Origin of the sequence: Butyricicoccus sp. AM27-36 (assembly GCF_003480945.1) — a bacterium.
In the GTDB taxonomy this organism is placed as follows: Bacteria; Bacillota; Clostridia; order Oscillospirales; family Butyricicoccaceae; genus Agathobaculum; species Agathobaculum butyriciproducens.
In genome coordinates this window covers 157,947-171,121 of sequence record NZ_QUJR01000003.1, presented here as the reverse complement: position 1 = coordinate 171,121, position 13,175 = coordinate 157,947, and the positions used below count along the sequence as shown (strand labels likewise).

Genomic DNA, 13,175 nt, shown 5'->3' with positions numbered 1-13,175 from the left:
ACTTCGACATTGTTGCTATGAAATTTTCTTTTCATCATCTCTCGGTGGTCGGACATAACATAACATTTCTTTTTCACAAGCACCAAATTTTGAGAAATTGGATTTCGCTTCTTTTAGTGTTATTCCATGATTAGAGTCGCTTGGTTCGTTATCAGAAGCAATGAACGGGTCATTCTCCCAAAAACAAACGGGACAGATATACCCACAATCTTCATTTGCCGGAACATTATAGGTAAAATATCCGCAGCAAGGACATTGGTATTTTTTCATATAAACCTCCCGTTTAAGCCTTGACCTCAAATTCCTGATTTATTGCTGACTTCATTATACTTCATTGCCTATCGAAAAGATAGCATATTTTATGAAACTTGTCGGCTGGGAACAGCTTGCAACGCAAGGTGTCCCCAGATGGCAAGTCCACAAAAGGGTAGCTGGCGGCAGCCAGCGCAGGGGAAGCGTAGCGTCCCCTGTATGATTTGGAGCAGACCATGACTGCGGAAAATCACAGCCCTCCGGCTAGGAGCCTTCGGAGAACGCAATGCACCAACCTCTGGGTGGTGTATAATTGCGCCCTTAGTAAACTAAGGGGTTTCCAGCTTCTCCCGTTCCAACAGTTTTTTCAATAGTTCCTGCGTGTCCTGCCTGTGAAAAATGAGTTTCAACAACAGCATGACATCATCATCTGTCAGGCGTTCCGGCTCTTGCAGAAAACTTTCCAGCATACCGCCACGAGTACAGAGCCGGTGCGTCCGTTCCTTTCGGGTAAGCTGCTTTAACTGGTGCTGCAATGCCTTTTCATCATTGATGGCTTTCCGCAGTTTCTTTTCGCTTTTCTCCAGCTCCCGGTTTATCTTTTCCAGCTTTGAGGTATCAGGCAAGGGCAGCGTCCTCCTTTCCCGGTATCAGCACATAAATCCTGTTTGGTTCTCCAACGCCCTGACGCACCCGCATGATAAGTCCGGCGGTTTCCAGTTCATTCAGAGAACGCTTGACCGTCATGGGACTGCGGGACAGGACTGCGGCAATGGCTGTGACAGGGAAGCAGACAAACAGGATTCCGTTCTCGTCCTCCTGACCTTTGGAGAGCATAGCGTCCAGCATCCGGCAGTACATGACCTTTGCGGTGCTGCTGACTGGAAATCCTGTCAACGCTCTGGGAAAGGGCATACAGGGCGGCAATGGTGTGTCTATCGTCATAAATTCAAAATTCATTCGGTGTGCTCCTCCTTTTTCTTTGCTCGTTTGGATAAATAACGGGGGCAGTCAATCACAACCGCCCGGAAGCTCTGCCTGCACCCATGCTGGCATTTCCGGCATAATTCGTTGTAAGTGACACGCCCCCGGTCATTGAGGTAAAAGGAAAGCTCATGCTTCCTCTTTTTACTCATTCTCGGCATATTGTGTTTCCTCCCGTTTTAGTGTATGGTTTCGGGGCGATTTTCGGCAAAATTACAGCCATAGAGCCGATTAAAATCTCCCGAAGTATCAGCGATAGGGTAGACTATCCCCCTATCAGATTGTCGTGTTTCGGTATCATTTCGGTGTCAGTTCGCCAGTTCTCCCCGGTGTCGTTCCTCCCCTGAATCTCACAGCGGCGTATCGCTCCCTTTGGTACGCTCGTTTCGGTCAGGGTTCCTCCACATCCCTGCCAAAAGTCATGGCACTACATCGCCGGGGAAGCATATCCCACACAGGCTGGTCATTCGATTGGAATAATCCATCGATGAACTACCTGTATCATAGAACATTTTTGTGCCCTGTGCCGTATGTCCACAAAGTAGGAATTAGGGGTAAAAATCAGAAATTTCCACGATTGCGGAAAGTGTGATATAATCCAGATAAGCGGCAGCAATGAAACCATTGGAAAGGAGCGCGCGCCCATGAAAGGAGCAACAAGCATACAGGAACGCCTTTGGGAACTCCGCAAGGACAAAGGCTTAAATCTGGAAGAACTATCAAAGCTGACAGGCATTTCCAAATCAGCTCTTGGAAGTTATGAAAAAGAGGATTTTAAGGAAATCAATCATGGCAACCTTATCACGCTGGCAGACTTCTATGGGGTCTCTGTTGATTATCTACTGTGCCGGACAGAGAACAGGGAGCAGATCAACACACCATTGACGGAGCTGCATTTGAATGATGAGATGGTGGCACTGCTGAAAAGCGGTCGGATTAACAACCGTCTGCTCTGTGAGCTTGCTACACATAAAGATTTCATCAAGTTTCTTGCAGACATTGAGATTTATGTGGACGGGATTGCTACCATGCAGATTCAAAACCTCAATGCACTTGTCGATACCGTCCGGCATGAAATCATTGAACGGTATCGCCCAGGCGAAGATGACCCGCATTTGAAAGTGCTGCAAGCCGCCTATATCAGTGATGATGAGTATTTCAGTCACATGGTTCTGGATGACCTCAACCTGATTATCCGGGATATTCGGGAAGCCCACAAAAAGGACAGTGAGAGTGCGCCCCAGACCACCGTTGCCGATGAATTGAAAGAAAATCTCGAAGCAGTCGAAAATTTCAAGGGCAGCCGGGATGAAAAGCTGGTTGTCCTTTACTGCAAGCAGCTTGGTATCAACTATAAAAATCTGTCAGACGAAGAATTTCGCTGGCTGATTCGGATTCTCAAAAAATCAAAGAAAATGGGAACGCCTATCAGCCAGAGGAAAAAACGATAAAGAAAAACCGCTGTTGCATGGTTTGTTAGCTTCCATGTAGCAGCGGTTTTTGCTGTGGTTATTATTTCATTCGTTTTCTTAATATCCGGCGATAATTTGTTTCTCCCTTTGGTGCGTCCTGTATAATTTCCAACACACCATCTTCAAGCATTTTATCAATGCGATTAGAAATCCATACATCACTAATTCCAAGTTGATATTTTCCTAAAACATTACCTATAACAATAGCCATTTTGAATTGCTCTGGCTGTTCCGCAATTTCACGAAGAATGAAACTATCATATATATCTTCTGAAACACTTTGCAATTTACCATTTAGCATTGCACGCAAAGGTGCATTTTCATTTTGAAGTTGATTCCATTTCATAGCACAAGCTGAAAGAAATACAGGCTTAGCTTTTTCTTGTAGAGTTATATATTTTCCCCATTCGCCAGGAGAAACCTCACCCCATGCTATTTTGGATGTCATAGTATTTTCTTTTCCATATTCCCAGGCAGGTAACTTAACCAAATAAATTGTTGTCTGACAGTTTAATGGTCGAAGTTGTTTCATAAGCCAGTACATACCGCAAAGTTCATCCGGATTATAGCTATACCAAATACGAACTTCTTCCCCAGCTACATATCGTTCAATAACCGAAGACAATGTAGTTTTAATTTTCTGTATTTTTTCTTCAACCTGATAGTCTAAATCCTCTACAAACCAGACAGACAGCATTTTCTTGAGAACATTTTTCCGCTGTTCGCCAATTCCATTATCAGAAATATCTCCCACACTAAGAGCCATATCAAAACAATAAACATCACTGCTCTTGCCTCCCAATGGAATAGCATTCTCCCAAGCAATATGTTCTTGTTCCTGTGCTTGAATTTGTGCTTCTTTCATTTCATCTGAAGATGGAACACTCCCATCTTCGTGCCTCATAAAGACCGAAACTGCACTTCCTCTATACTTTCCCTTACCGTAAGTTTGGGCAATTTTCAAACTTCCACAGGCACTTTCACCAAATACAATTTCAATCATCTTATATACCTCCGATTTAATTACTCCCGTATGAATAAATTATATCATGCAAAACAATTTCTTCTGCCCGGTTGTGAATGTTATTACAACGCTGCACCCATTCCATTTGTTGAGTTCGCTTCAATTCCTCTGTCACGCCCTCGGTGGCTTTCATCTGCTCCATGATAGTGTCTAACCGTTCCTGTGCCTGTTCGTTCAGGTCTGCAAGATATGTCCACAATTCTCCGGTCAGTATCAATGTATTCAATCTGGCTGGGTGGACTTCCCTTAAATATTCCCGGTGCATCCGTCCGTACTTTCCGATAGGGCGGTGTTCCTCCGGCAGTTTCAAGTCCGGGATGTAGTAATCTCCGACAAGGATATAATCAATTCCGTTTTCCGTTATTCTTGGTTTCAATTCTCTCATGTTCCTTACCTCCTGTGGAAGCAGGCTCGTCTGGTACTAACTCAATCACATCGGTAATCTCACAATTCAGCGTTTCACAGATACGGGCTAATGTGTCCATGCTGATGTGCTTTCCCTCTTTGCTCATGTTGGCAATCATATTCGTTGTCATACCAGCGGCAAGCCTTAAATCCTCTTTCCTCATATCACGCTCTAACAGTGTGTGCCAGAGTGGTTTATAGCTGATGTGCATATTGCTTTCCTGCCTTTCTATCCATACCACCGGGGCGGCTGCCCCGGCAGGAACTTTTCTCTTATTATAGCACCAATCTTGTGAAATCACAATTTATTCTTGCATCCTGCCGCTGATACCGTCTGGATTGTGTTTTTCCTTTCTTTTTGTTCCCTTTAATTAGCCATGAACTGTTTCATACCCTGGCTTTTGGAAGCAGGGTTGTCCTGGCCATAACCTTCCAGAAGGTTGATAACGCCCCAGATACCAAGACCTGCGCCCAGGGCCACTACGAGAGTCTGCAAAACACCAACTGCACTGTTGAAAAATGCCATAAAATAATCCTCCTAAAAAATGTTTTTGATTTTGGGTTAAGTTGTTGCGTCAATCTCGTACACATCGAAGGTGTCCGTGGGTTTTACCACGGTACGCTGCTTCTTCATGTACCGTTCCATGTCAAAGACATTTTTAGGGTCGGCGTCGGCCGTGTATCTGTAATTCGGGTGTCGGGTGAGGTCGTACTTGTCCGAAAGGAACGGGCGCACGCCCCGCAGCATGAAGATACACTTGCCGCCGTCCATCACTGCCAATTCGTCCTGGGTCATCAACTCCTTTCCTAATTTCTGATAACTGAGGCCGTGGGAAACCTGGCTGCCCCGGTTTTCGGACTGGTTATAGAGATCAATGGTCTCTTTCCCCAGCAGCTCCGAAATTTCCTTGAGCGTGGATTTCTCCTTGCCTCCCAAAAACAAAGTGCTGTCACAGTTACCGACGATGGTATCCGCCGCATCCTTGTAGATGGTCTTTAACTGGCTCTGCGACTGCAAAATAATAGAAGCCGATATCTCACGGCTTCGGATGGTGGCGATCAGCTTATCGAAGTTCGGTATCTGGCCGATGTTGGCAAACTCGTCCAGGATCAGACGGACATGGACAGGCAGCCGCCCGCCGTAGAAGTCATCCGCCTTGTCGCAGAGCAGATTGAAAAGCTGACTATACATGAGGGCGGCCACGAAATTGAAAGTGCTGTCCGTATCTGACAGGATCACAAACAGCGCCGTCTTTTGGTCGCCCAGGGTATCCAGTTCCAGTTCGTCATATTCCATCAGGTCCCGCAGCTCCTTGATATCGAAGGGAGCAAGCCGGGCACCGCAGGAAATGAGGATGGATTTTAAGGTTTTGCCCGCCGCCATCTTGAATTTGCGGTACTGCTTGACGGCGAAGTGGTCCGGCTCCCGTTCCTCCAACTGAGAAAAGAGCAGGTCCACCGGGCTTTGATAAGTTTCGTCATCCTCTCTGGCTTCACTGGCATTGATAAGGTCCAGAAGTGTGATGAAGTTCTTTTCTTCCTCCGTGGCCTCATACCAGATGTAGCCGATCAGTGCGGAATAATAGAGGCGTTCTGCTTTGACCCAGAAATCTTCCGAAGATTTTTCGCCTTCGCCCTTCGTGTTCATAATCAGGGCGTTCACCAGCTTTAAGATATCTTTCTCTGATCGGATATAAGCCAGCGGATTGTATTTCATGGATTTTCGGAAGTTTATCAGGTTGAGGCACTTGATACGGTATTTCTTCCGTTCCAGGAAAGCGCCGATCTCCGGCAGCAAGGTTCCTTTCGGATCAGTGCAGACATAGGACGAATGAGCTTGCAGCAGCGACGGCTTACAGAAGAACCGCGTCTTGCCGCTGCCGGAACCGCCGATCACCAGAATGTTTTTATTTCTGGCATACTTCGGCTGCTTTGGACGGCTCGCCATCGTAATCCGTTCCGTCTGCGTCATGGGGATGTTCTGGAAAAAGTCCTTGTCCATGTAGGGAGCGATATCTGCCGCCGTACCCCAGCGGGCAGAACCATACTCGATCCCGTGGCGATACTTCTTAGCGTTCTTGCCTTTCAGGTAGACCGCCATGCGAAGGATCACCGCACCGGCTATGCCGATCAGCAGGTCCGTGGGATGGAAACTGAGCCACGGGGAGGAAAGGGCTGCCGTGAAGCCGTCCCCAATGGAGAGCAGCTTGCCGGAAAGGTCAGCACCGGGCGCAAGCCGGAAAGCCTGTGCCAGCTTATCGAAGGGATACACGAACAGAAGATACGGGAGATTCAGCAAAAACAGTTTTTTCATGTTCATCTCTGCACGCTCCGATCTTTGACCTTTACTTTCTCCCGGTCAATGGTGCGGTGTTCCGTTTTCTCCGCGGCCTGTTCCTTCGCCTGGGTCAGCCGCTCCCGAATGGAGGGCTTTTCCTCACGGCTTATTTTCCGGCTGGCAAACTCCTGAAATGCCGCTGTGATGGCGTCTGCATCCCGGCTTTTGAAAAAGACCAGGTAACGGGGCTGCTCTGCGGCGGTGTCCTTCTTCAAGGCAAAATCCACATGGTATTTCTTCGCCACACGGGAGAAAGCCTTGATATTCTTGTCGCTGATCTCGATATTGGCAAGACCGGCGTTCTGGCTGGCAAGCTGTTTAAGGCTCTGCCTGCCGCGATAGATTTTTGGCTTCTGGCTTTTCTGAATTTCCTCCAGAAATTTTTTAACGGCCTTTTCAAAGACCTGTTCGCTTAACTTGGCTCCGTCAACAATGAGTGTTACGGCGCCCCGCGTTACTTCCTCCTGCATTTAGCCTCGCCCCCTTTGCCCGTCCCCGTACATATCGTGCTGCACCAGGGAAGAATAGTAGCTGTTGATGGTGGTCGGAGCGTTATACAGCGCCGCCAGAAGGTATTTCTTGATATTGCGGACATAGGTGGTGTTGTCCTTCATGCAGTCCATAACATACTGAACATGGGAACTGTCCAGCTTCATAAACCGGGACTTTACCACCTCCGCCGGATAATCGTCTCCGGCAATGCGGATGACTTTGCGGGCAGAACACACGGTATCCACGATCAGGTCAACGATCTCGTCAAGCTGCTCACGGTCGATGTGGCTGTCCTGCACCAGATAGCTGTACTCGATGTTATCCAAAATCACTTCACGATAACATTCTCTGGCTCCCATCCGATCCGTTCCCATCCTTGCCCCTGCGGGGGTAGGGGGATTTGATTGGATAGGATTTGATATCTCCGTACTTGATAAATCAGTCTTTGTTTGATTAGTATTTAATTGTGCGGGGTTTTCCGTACACGGTTCTGCCGTATCCGGGACACCCATATCCGGGTTTTCCGTATATGGCTTTGCCGTACCCGGCAAAGGCGTACCTGGGCTTGACGGCGGTTCGCACTGAGGCATTTCGTAAATCACATACTCGGTATCCGTGATCTTGCCTTTTTCATCCCGAAGCTGGGTGCGCCGGATATACCCGTGGTTTTCCAGCTCCTTCAATGCCGCACCGATGCTGTCCACACCTTCCCGGCAGATCGCCGCAAGACCTCTGGTGGTGTAATTCCACTCGTCAGGGAGCGACAACATCATGGACAGCAGCCCTTTGGATTTCAGGGTCAGCGTCCGATCTTTCAAGTGATGGTTCGACATGACCGTATAATCACGGGTCTTTTCAATACGAAAAACAGCCATCTTCGCACCTCCTTCCTGTGAAAATAAAAAGTGTTGATTTTAAGCGGTTTATCCGTCTGTATGCCTCCGTTACCTTCTACATAGGAAAACATCCACGCCCTGTTCAGAACGCAAGCCACAGAGGAAGAAACAGAAGATATCCCACTGATTTTGATACAGTTTTCAGTCGGCTACCTCTCACGGCCTTTATGGTCATAGTGGAGATCGCCAGAAAGCACCTTCGCATGGTTACGGATTTTGATATGACCCTTTTCCTGATTCTCCAAAGCCTTGCTGTATCCGGCGTCAGTCAGGAACAGGCGCATTTTCTCACCCTTCCAGCCAACAGGCGAGTCATGGGTAAGAACATCAAAGACGATCATGTGTCTGGTCGCCGGGTCGAAACGCTCCAAAGCCATAATGTCATGGCCGGATAACTTCTGCGCCCCGGATTGCTGTCTGGCCTCTGCCAGCATTTCTCCGATGGTGCGGGCTTTCTCCGGCAGACGGTATTCGGCCTGCACCTTGCGGATTAAATCCATGCACTCCTGATCCGACAGTGGGCGGAGCTTGTCCAGAAGGCTTTCTGCCGTTTCTTTTACTGCCTGGTTCGGCGCATAGCGCCATGTCATGTAAATCTCATTCAGGGCAGCGTTCTGATTGGTACTTTCAATCTGAAGCACCATCCTCATTTCTGCTTCTGTCAATTTCATTGCCAGCCTCCTTCAAAATGGGTATAAAAAAACGCCATAGGTTTTTTGAGCCTACAGCGTTTCTTGCGATATTCACAATTCCAAACTTTCCAGCCACTCGTCAAAAGATTTTTTGGAGACGCGGATCGCATTTCCTATGCGGACGATTCTGAACTCCTCCTGCTTGACGAGCTGATATGCGGTTGTGCGGCCAATGTTGAGCATGGCCGCAATCTGTTCCACGGTATATGTGCGCGGTTCCGGCAGTGACTTTTTCTCTTTCTTGTCCATAGTAACCTCCATGTATTTGCCTTGTCATTTTGACTAAGGGAGTGAAGAATGGCAGTAGCAATCGGCTTTGGCTGGGTGTCCTCTTGCTAAGAATTTGCTAATAGGACCACCCAACGGACACATAAAACTGCGTCAGAATAGGTGTTTTGCACCATAAAGTTCGTTTACTACAAGTCATTCTGCGTAAGGGATGATATTGGAAGTTACATCCGAACCGTGTATCACATGGTAAGCCATACTCCTAAGCATGGGGCCGGAGGTTCAAATCCTCTCTGGGACGCCAGCTAACAACGCCGAAAGCCTTTGTTTTCAAGGGTTTTCGGCTTTTCTTATATAAAAAGCTGTGAAAAAGTTCTTTCACTGTATGGGATAAAATTCTACTCCAAAATTTGATTTTTGACAACCCCTCCAGAATCGAACGGTTGTTATAAGTCAAAAACGCCAGCTAATGTTTAGCAGAAAACGGTATGGGCGAGATCACCCGTGCATTGGTTGGTGTACGAAGAAGGTTATGCGTAAAGTGGGGCTTCGTTGATATGGATGCGTATGAACAAGAATGCCGCTTCTGCTATTTTGCCCGATGTCCTGACGAAAAGACGGATATGGCTTTCCGCAGCATTCCGCTGACAACAGAAAGTTTTCCGTAGAAAGAAGGTGGTGAAGCCGTGTGAGTTTTGATTATTTTTACGGTCAGCAAGGCGTGGATTTACTTTCCACCGTCCATGAGGGCGCAACCGTCCGGGCGATGGAGAAGAAAGGCATACGCACCGGAAAGGGCGAGTTCAACCGCTGAATCAAAGCCACCAACGCCGTTATTCGAGACATCAAGAAGAAAATCACTTCGCTTATGGGCTGGATAGCGGATATGAAAGCAGAGCTTGCCAAGCCGCAGGCACCCGACCTTGTTTCTCTGCTGAACGCCTATTACACCCAGCGCAAAGCCAGGGCGTATTCCCAGAAAGGCAAAATCAGCAACCTAAAGGAGCTGAACGATACCTTCAATTATCTCCGGGCAAACGGCATTTATTCCCTTGAAGATTTGGAACACCGTGTCAGCGAACACAGTGCTGCCACAGAGAGCTTGAAGGTTGGACGCTGATGAATGGATTGATTTTCCTTGCGGTTTAGAGTACAATAAAATTGTCGAAATTACTCAAAACAGTTCAAGGAATAACACCTATTACGAATTACGCTATCGCACAGGAGACTGCTTTCATGCTTAAACAAGGCCTTTACGAGCAAGTAGTGAATACCGAAATCAAAGATGAGCTGCGTCAGCTTCCGGAAGGCAGCAAGCATATCGAGAAAATCGATGCTGCCGAGTCCTCCGCGGTCTTAACGCAGTACCTGTCCGAAGTCGTTCACAAAGGTCTTGACCGCATTGCGGGTGACGATATTTCTGCGCAGCTAAATCTGGTCAACAAAATTGTTGATCTGATTTCGCAGGAGACAGCGCAGGACGACCTGCGCGATTTTACTGTGGACGATGAGGGCGAGCAGTTATTCGCATTGCTGTCCCGCGATGATCCTATGATGCGCATCGGCCAGAAAAAAGCAAAGGACCTCCCTCGCCCCGAAACATCGATTGCGCAAAGCAGCTTATTTACCGGAGCAGTTCATGAGCCGCAGATGTTTTCCGAGCTGAAGAAAGAAATCGCCTCCGCAGACCGCATTGATATGCTGGTTTCGTTTGTCAAATGGAGCGGTCTTCGTTTAATCATCGATGATCTTCAGCATTTTGCGGAACGCAGCGGCAGGCTCCGCGTTATTACGACAACATATATGGGCGCAACGGATGTGAAAGCGGTGGAGGCGCTTCGCAAGCTCCCCAACACAGAAATCCGTGTATCTTACGATACCGAGCGTACCAGACTTCATGCAAAGGCGTATATGTTCTATCGTGAAACCGGCTTTACTACGGCGTATGTCGGTTCTTCCAACCTCTCCAATCCGGCTATGTCCAGCGGACTGGAATGGAATGTTAAGCTGACAACCAAGGATATGCTGCCAACCATTCAGAAGATGGAAGCAACCTTCGATAGTTATTGGAACACCGCCAGTTTTGAAGTCTATGAGGACGGGTGCAGGGAAAGACTGGAGCGTGCACTGTCAACAAACGGAAATGCCAATCCGACAAGCGAGATGCAGTTCGTTTTCGATATTCAACCCTACCCATACCAGCAGGAGATTTTGGATCGCCTGCAGGCAGAGCGCGAGGTTCGCGGCTATTACCGCAATCTTGTCGTTGCAGCAACCGGCACCGGAAAAACCTTAATCTCTGCCTTTGATTACCGACGGTTCTGCAAAGCCTTCTCCGGTTCGAAGCCCCGTTTGCTGTTTGTCGTTCATCGAGAGGAAATTCTGAAACAGAGCCGAAGTGCCTTCCGCGCTGTATTAAAGGACCCCAATTTCGGAGAGCTTTTTGTGGGCAGCTTCAAGCCGGGCAGTCTGGAGCATCTATTTATTTCAGTGCAGACATTAGCTTCTCAGAAGCTGTATGACTTTCTCCCGGAGGACTATTACGATTTCATCATTGTGGACGAGTTCCATCATGCAGCAGCACCTACCTATCAAGGACTGCTGAACCACTTCAAGCCGAAAATCTTATTGGGTCTGACCGCAACGCCGGAACGCATGGATGGAAAAAACGTTCTGGATTACTTCAATGGCCGCATTGCATCTGAAATCCGACTGCCGGAGGCGATCGAGCGCAAGCTGCTCTGCCCATTTCAATATTTCGGCGTTTCCGATGATGTTGACCTGTCCAATATTCGCTGGACGCGCGGCGGTTATGATAAAGCTGAGCTTAACAACGTATTTTCTCTGAACCGTGCTGTCGCTGAAAAGCGCGCCGGCCATATTGTCAATTCTCTCTACCGGTATGTAACCGACATCAATACGGTTCGTGGTCTTGGGTTTTGCGTCTCTGTCGAGCATGCTAAATTCATGGAATCGTATTTTCTATCAAAGGGTATTCCCTGCATGTCGCTTACCGCTAATTCCAGCGATAAGGAACGAACTGAAGCCAGACAGCGTCTGGTCTCCGGTGAAATCCGCTTTATCTTTGTTGTAGATTTGTATAACGAGGGCGTTGATATTCCCGAAATTGACACCATTCTCTTTCTGCGCCCTACCGAGTCGCTCACGATTTTCCTACAGCAGCTCGGCCGCGGTCTGCGTCTCTCGGAAGGAAAAGACTGCCTGACCGTTTTGGACTTTATCGGTCAGGCAAACAAGAAATACAATTTTGAAGAAAAGTTTGCTGCACTGCTCTCTCACAGCAATCACAGCATGCAGTACGAGGTGAAAAAGAGCTTTGTATCACTGCCAAAGGGCTGCTATATCCAGCTGGAAAAGAAGGCTTCCGAAGTCATTCTGGCGAATATTCGCCGCTCCTTCGGTGACCGTGCCGGTCTGATTGCGCGTATCGAAAGCTTCACACAGGACAGCGGCCTTTCCCTTTCCTTGAAGAATTTCATCGGCTACTATCACCTCGACCCGCGGTCTATCTACGGTAAATTCTCTTTCTCCCGTCTCTGTGCAGATGCAGGCGTCCTTGATGATTTTATCGAACCTGCCGAAAGCATTCTGACAAAGGCATTCAGCAAGCTGGTTGCCGTGGATTCCCGGCGCTGGATTACGTTCCTGATGGATATTCTTCCTCGCTTCTCCTGTGAACTTGCGGCTTCGCTTTCCGATTTTGAAAAACGTATGCTTCAAATGTTCTACATCACCGTATTTCAGGAGGCGGCAGACTGGCGTTCCCATACTACGCAAGCCAACATGCAGCTGCTCGCGGACAGTCCGATCATGATGCACGAACTGAACGAGCTTCTGTCGTTCAATCTGGAACGTATTGACTTTATCGATCAGCCTGTCCCGCTTGGCTTTGATTGTCCGCTGGACCTGCATTGCACCTATACCAGAGATCAAATTCTGATTGCAATGGACTATATGACGCCGAAAAATGTACGGGAAGGTGTCAAATGGCTGCCGGACAAGCAGGTCGATGTGTTCTTTATCACGCTCAACAAGGCGGACAAGGACTACTCCCCGACTACCATGTACAACGACTATTCGATCAACGAAAGCCTGTTCCATTGGCAAAGTCAAAGCATGACCTCCGATACGGCAGGCACCGGTCAGCGTTATATCAACCACCGGCAGCGCGGCAGCAAGGTCGTTCTCTTTGTGCGGGAGTTCAAGCAGGACAGCATTGGCGCTGCACCGTATACCTGTCTTGGAACGGCAGTCTATGTGAAGCACACCGGCAGCAAGCCAATGAATATTACATGGCATCTGGACCAGCCGATTCCGGCGAAGTATCTTCGCAAGACGAACAAGCTGGTAGTTGGATAAGGAAGGCATTTT

Annotated in this window: 15 protein-coding genes and 2 pseudogenes; 4 read left to right on the top strand and 13 right to left on the bottom strand. The window is 48.1% G+C overall.

Annotation, left to right across the window (positions count from 1 at the left end; all coding sequences use genetic code 11):
• Positions 1 to 15 precede the first annotated feature (15 nt).
• From DW724_RS05985 to DW724_RS05970, 4 genes are all read right to left on the bottom strand, one after another.
• A complete protein-coding gene (locus DW724_RS05985; protein WP_117541237.1) occupies positions 16 to 270 on the bottom strand; it encodes a CPCC family cysteine-rich protein in 255 nt (84 codons plus the stop codon).
• 311 nt (positions 271 to 581) lie between these two features.
• Complete coding sequence (locus DW724_RS05980; RefSeq protein ID WP_117517545.1) at positions 582 to 878, bottom strand: DUF3847 domain-containing protein; 297 nt, start codon at positions 876 to 878, stop codon at positions 582 to 584.
• Entirely contained in the window at positions 871 to 1,212 is a 342-nt protein-coding gene (locus DW724_RS05975) for a DeoR family transcriptional regulator (RefSeq protein ID WP_003020305.1), read from the bottom strand. Before DW724_RS05975 ends, DW724_RS05980 begins: the two co-directional genes overlap by 8 nt.
• Positions 1,209 to 1,397, bottom strand: coding sequence for a hypothetical protein (locus DW724_RS05970; RefSeq protein WP_005930722.1), 189 nt, complete (start codon positions 1,395 to 1,397; stop codon positions 1,209 to 1,211). The genes DW724_RS05975 and DW724_RS05970 overlap by 4 nt, the downstream gene beginning before the upstream one ends.
• Before the next feature lie 483 nt (positions 1,398 to 1,880).
• Between DW724_RS05970 and DW724_RS05960 the strand changes: the two genes are divergently transcribed.
• Entirely contained in the window at positions 1,881 to 2,687 is an 807-nt protein-coding gene (locus DW724_RS05960; RefSeq protein WP_118760962.1) for a helix-turn-helix domain-containing protein, read from the top strand.
• A gap of 61 nt (positions 2,688 to 2,748) precedes the next feature.
• Here the strand turns inward: DW724_RS05960 and DW724_RS05955 are convergent, their stop codons facing one another.
• The 9 genes and pseudogenes from DW724_RS05955 to DW724_RS05915 all read right to left on the bottom strand — a co-directional run bounded on the left by DW724_RS05955 (position 2,749) and on the right by DW724_RS05915 (position 8,804).
• Positions 2,749 to 3,711, bottom strand: a complete 963-nt coding sequence (locus tag DW724_RS05955; protein ID WP_014078537.1) for a DUF3658 domain-containing protein — start codon at positions 3,709 to 3,711, stop codon at positions 2,749 to 2,751.
• Between the two features lie 16 nt (positions 3,712 to 3,727).
• Positions 3,728 to 4,117 carry a TnpV protein gene (locus DW724_RS05950; protein WP_009296082.1) on the bottom strand — a complete coding sequence of 130 codons (390 nt, stop codon included), beginning with the start codon at positions 4,115 to 4,117 and terminating at the stop codon, positions 3,728 to 3,730.
• Positions 4,077 to 4,439, bottom strand: coding sequence for a helix-turn-helix domain-containing protein (locus DW724_RS05945; RefSeq protein ID WP_330426315.1), 363 nt, complete (start codon positions 4,437 to 4,439; stop codon positions 4,077 to 4,079). The genes DW724_RS05950 and DW724_RS05945 overlap by 41 nt, the downstream gene beginning before the upstream one ends.
• A gap of 71 nt (positions 4,440 to 4,510) precedes the next feature.
• A pseudogene (locus DW724_RS05940) lies at positions 4,511 to 4,663 on the bottom strand (Maff2 family mobile element protein); the annotation flags it as partial.
• A 36-nt stretch (positions 4,664 to 4,699) separates the two neighbouring features.
• Positions 4,700 to 6,457: a VirD4-like conjugal transfer protein, CD1115 family gene (locus DW724_RS05935; RefSeq protein ID WP_118760960.1), complete on the bottom strand. Its 1,758-nt coding sequence runs from the start codon at positions 6,455 to 6,457 to the stop codon at positions 4,700 to 4,702.
• Positions 6,454 to 6,945, bottom strand: a complete 492-nt coding sequence (locus DW724_RS05930) for a PcfB family protein (RefSeq protein ID WP_118760959.1) — start codon at positions 6,943 to 6,945, stop codon at positions 6,454 to 6,456. The genes DW724_RS05935 and DW724_RS05930 overlap by 4 nt, the downstream gene beginning before the upstream one ends.
• The gene (locus tag DW724_RS05925) at positions 6,946 to 7,842 is read right to left on the bottom strand and encodes a DUF6017 domain-containing protein (RefSeq protein ID WP_118760958.1); all 897 of its coding nucleotides are present in this window, start codon (positions 7,840 to 7,842) and stop codon (positions 6,946 to 6,948) included.
• Positions 7,843 to 8,012: 170 nt separating this feature from the next.
• The gene (locus DW724_RS16385; RefSeq protein ID WP_442861264.1) at positions 8,013 to 8,327 is read right to left on the bottom strand and encodes a DUF5720 family protein; all 315 of its coding nucleotides are present in this window, start codon (positions 8,325 to 8,327) and stop codon (positions 8,013 to 8,015) included.
• 279 nt (positions 8,328 to 8,606) lie between these two features.
• Positions 8,607 to 8,804: a helix-turn-helix domain-containing protein gene (locus tag DW724_RS05915; protein ID WP_114000934.1), complete on the bottom strand. Its 198-nt coding sequence runs from the start codon at positions 8,802 to 8,804 to the stop codon at positions 8,607 to 8,609.
• 467 nt (positions 8,805 to 9,271) lie between these two features.
• Here DW724_RS05915 and DW724_RS05910 point away from each other — a divergent pair, with 467 nt between their 5' ends.
• The 3 genes and pseudogenes from DW724_RS05910 (at position 9,272) to DW724_RS05900 (ending at position 13,163) form a co-directional block, all read left to right on the top strand.
• Positions 9,272 to 9,451, top strand: a complete 180-nt coding sequence (locus tag DW724_RS05910; RefSeq protein ID WP_118360171.1) for a hypothetical protein — start codon at positions 9,272 to 9,274, stop codon at positions 9,449 to 9,451.
• A gap of 38 nt (positions 9,452 to 9,489) precedes the next feature.
• Positions 9,490 to 9,891 (top strand): annotated as a pseudogene (locus DW724_RS05905) (MobQ family relaxase); the annotation flags it as partial.
• Between the two features lie 128 nt (positions 9,892 to 10,019).
• Positions 10,020 to 13,163 (top strand): DUF3427 domain-containing protein, encoded by a 3,144-nt coding sequence (locus tag DW724_RS05900; protein ID WP_118760956.1) that lies wholly within the window; start codon positions 10,020 to 10,022, stop codon positions 13,161 to 13,163.
• The last annotated feature ends 12 nt before the right edge of the window (positions 13,164 to 13,175 follow it).

Excerpts from the sequence above, each read along its gene's own strand:
- DW724_RS05985 (WP_117541237.1), bottom strand. The coding sequence starts at position 270 with ATGAAAAAATACCAATGTCCTTGCTGCGGATATTTTACCTATAATGTT.
- DW724_RS05975 (WP_003020305.1), bottom strand. The coding sequence starts at position 1,212 with ATGAATTTTGAATTTATGACGATAGACACACCATTGCCGCCCTGTATG.
- DW724_RS05970 (WP_005930722.1), bottom strand. The coding sequence starts at position 1,397 with ATGCCGAGAATGAGTAAAAAGAGGAAGCATGAGCTTTCCTTTTACCTC.
- DW724_RS05960 (WP_118760962.1), top strand. The coding sequence starts at position 1,881 with ATGAAAGGAGCAACAAGCATACAGGAACGCCTTTGGGAACTCCGCAAG.
- DW724_RS05955 (WP_014078537.1), bottom strand. The coding sequence starts at position 3,711 with ATGATTGAAATTGTATTTGGTGAAAGTGCCTGTGGAAGTTTGAAAATT.
- DW724_RS05950 (WP_009296082.1), bottom strand. The coding sequence starts at position 4,117 with ATGAGAGAATTGAAACCAAGAATAACGGAAAACGGAATTGATTATATC.
- DW724_RS05935 (WP_118760960.1), bottom strand. The coding sequence starts at position 6,457 with ATGAACATGAAAAAACTGTTTTTGCTGAATCTCCCGTATCTTCTGTTC.
- DW724_RS05930 (WP_118760959.1), bottom strand. The coding sequence starts at position 6,945 with ATGCAGGAGGAAGTAACGCGGGGCGCCGTAACACTCATTGTTGACGGA.
- DW724_RS05925 (WP_118760958.1), bottom strand. The coding sequence starts at position 7,842 with ATGGCTGTTTTTCGTATTGAAAAGACCCGTGATTATACGGTCATGTCG.
- DW724_RS05915 (WP_114000934.1), bottom strand. The coding sequence starts at position 8,804 with ATGGACAAGAAAGAGAAAAAGTCACTGCCGGAACCGCGCACATATACC.
- DW724_RS05910 (WP_118360171.1), top strand. The coding sequence starts at position 9,272 with ATGGGCGAGATCACCCGTGCATTGGTTGGTGTACGAAGAAGGTTATGC.
- DW724_RS05900 (WP_118760956.1), top strand. The coding sequence starts at position 10,020 with ATGCTTAAACAAGGCCTTTACGAGCAAGTAGTGAATACCGAAATCAAA.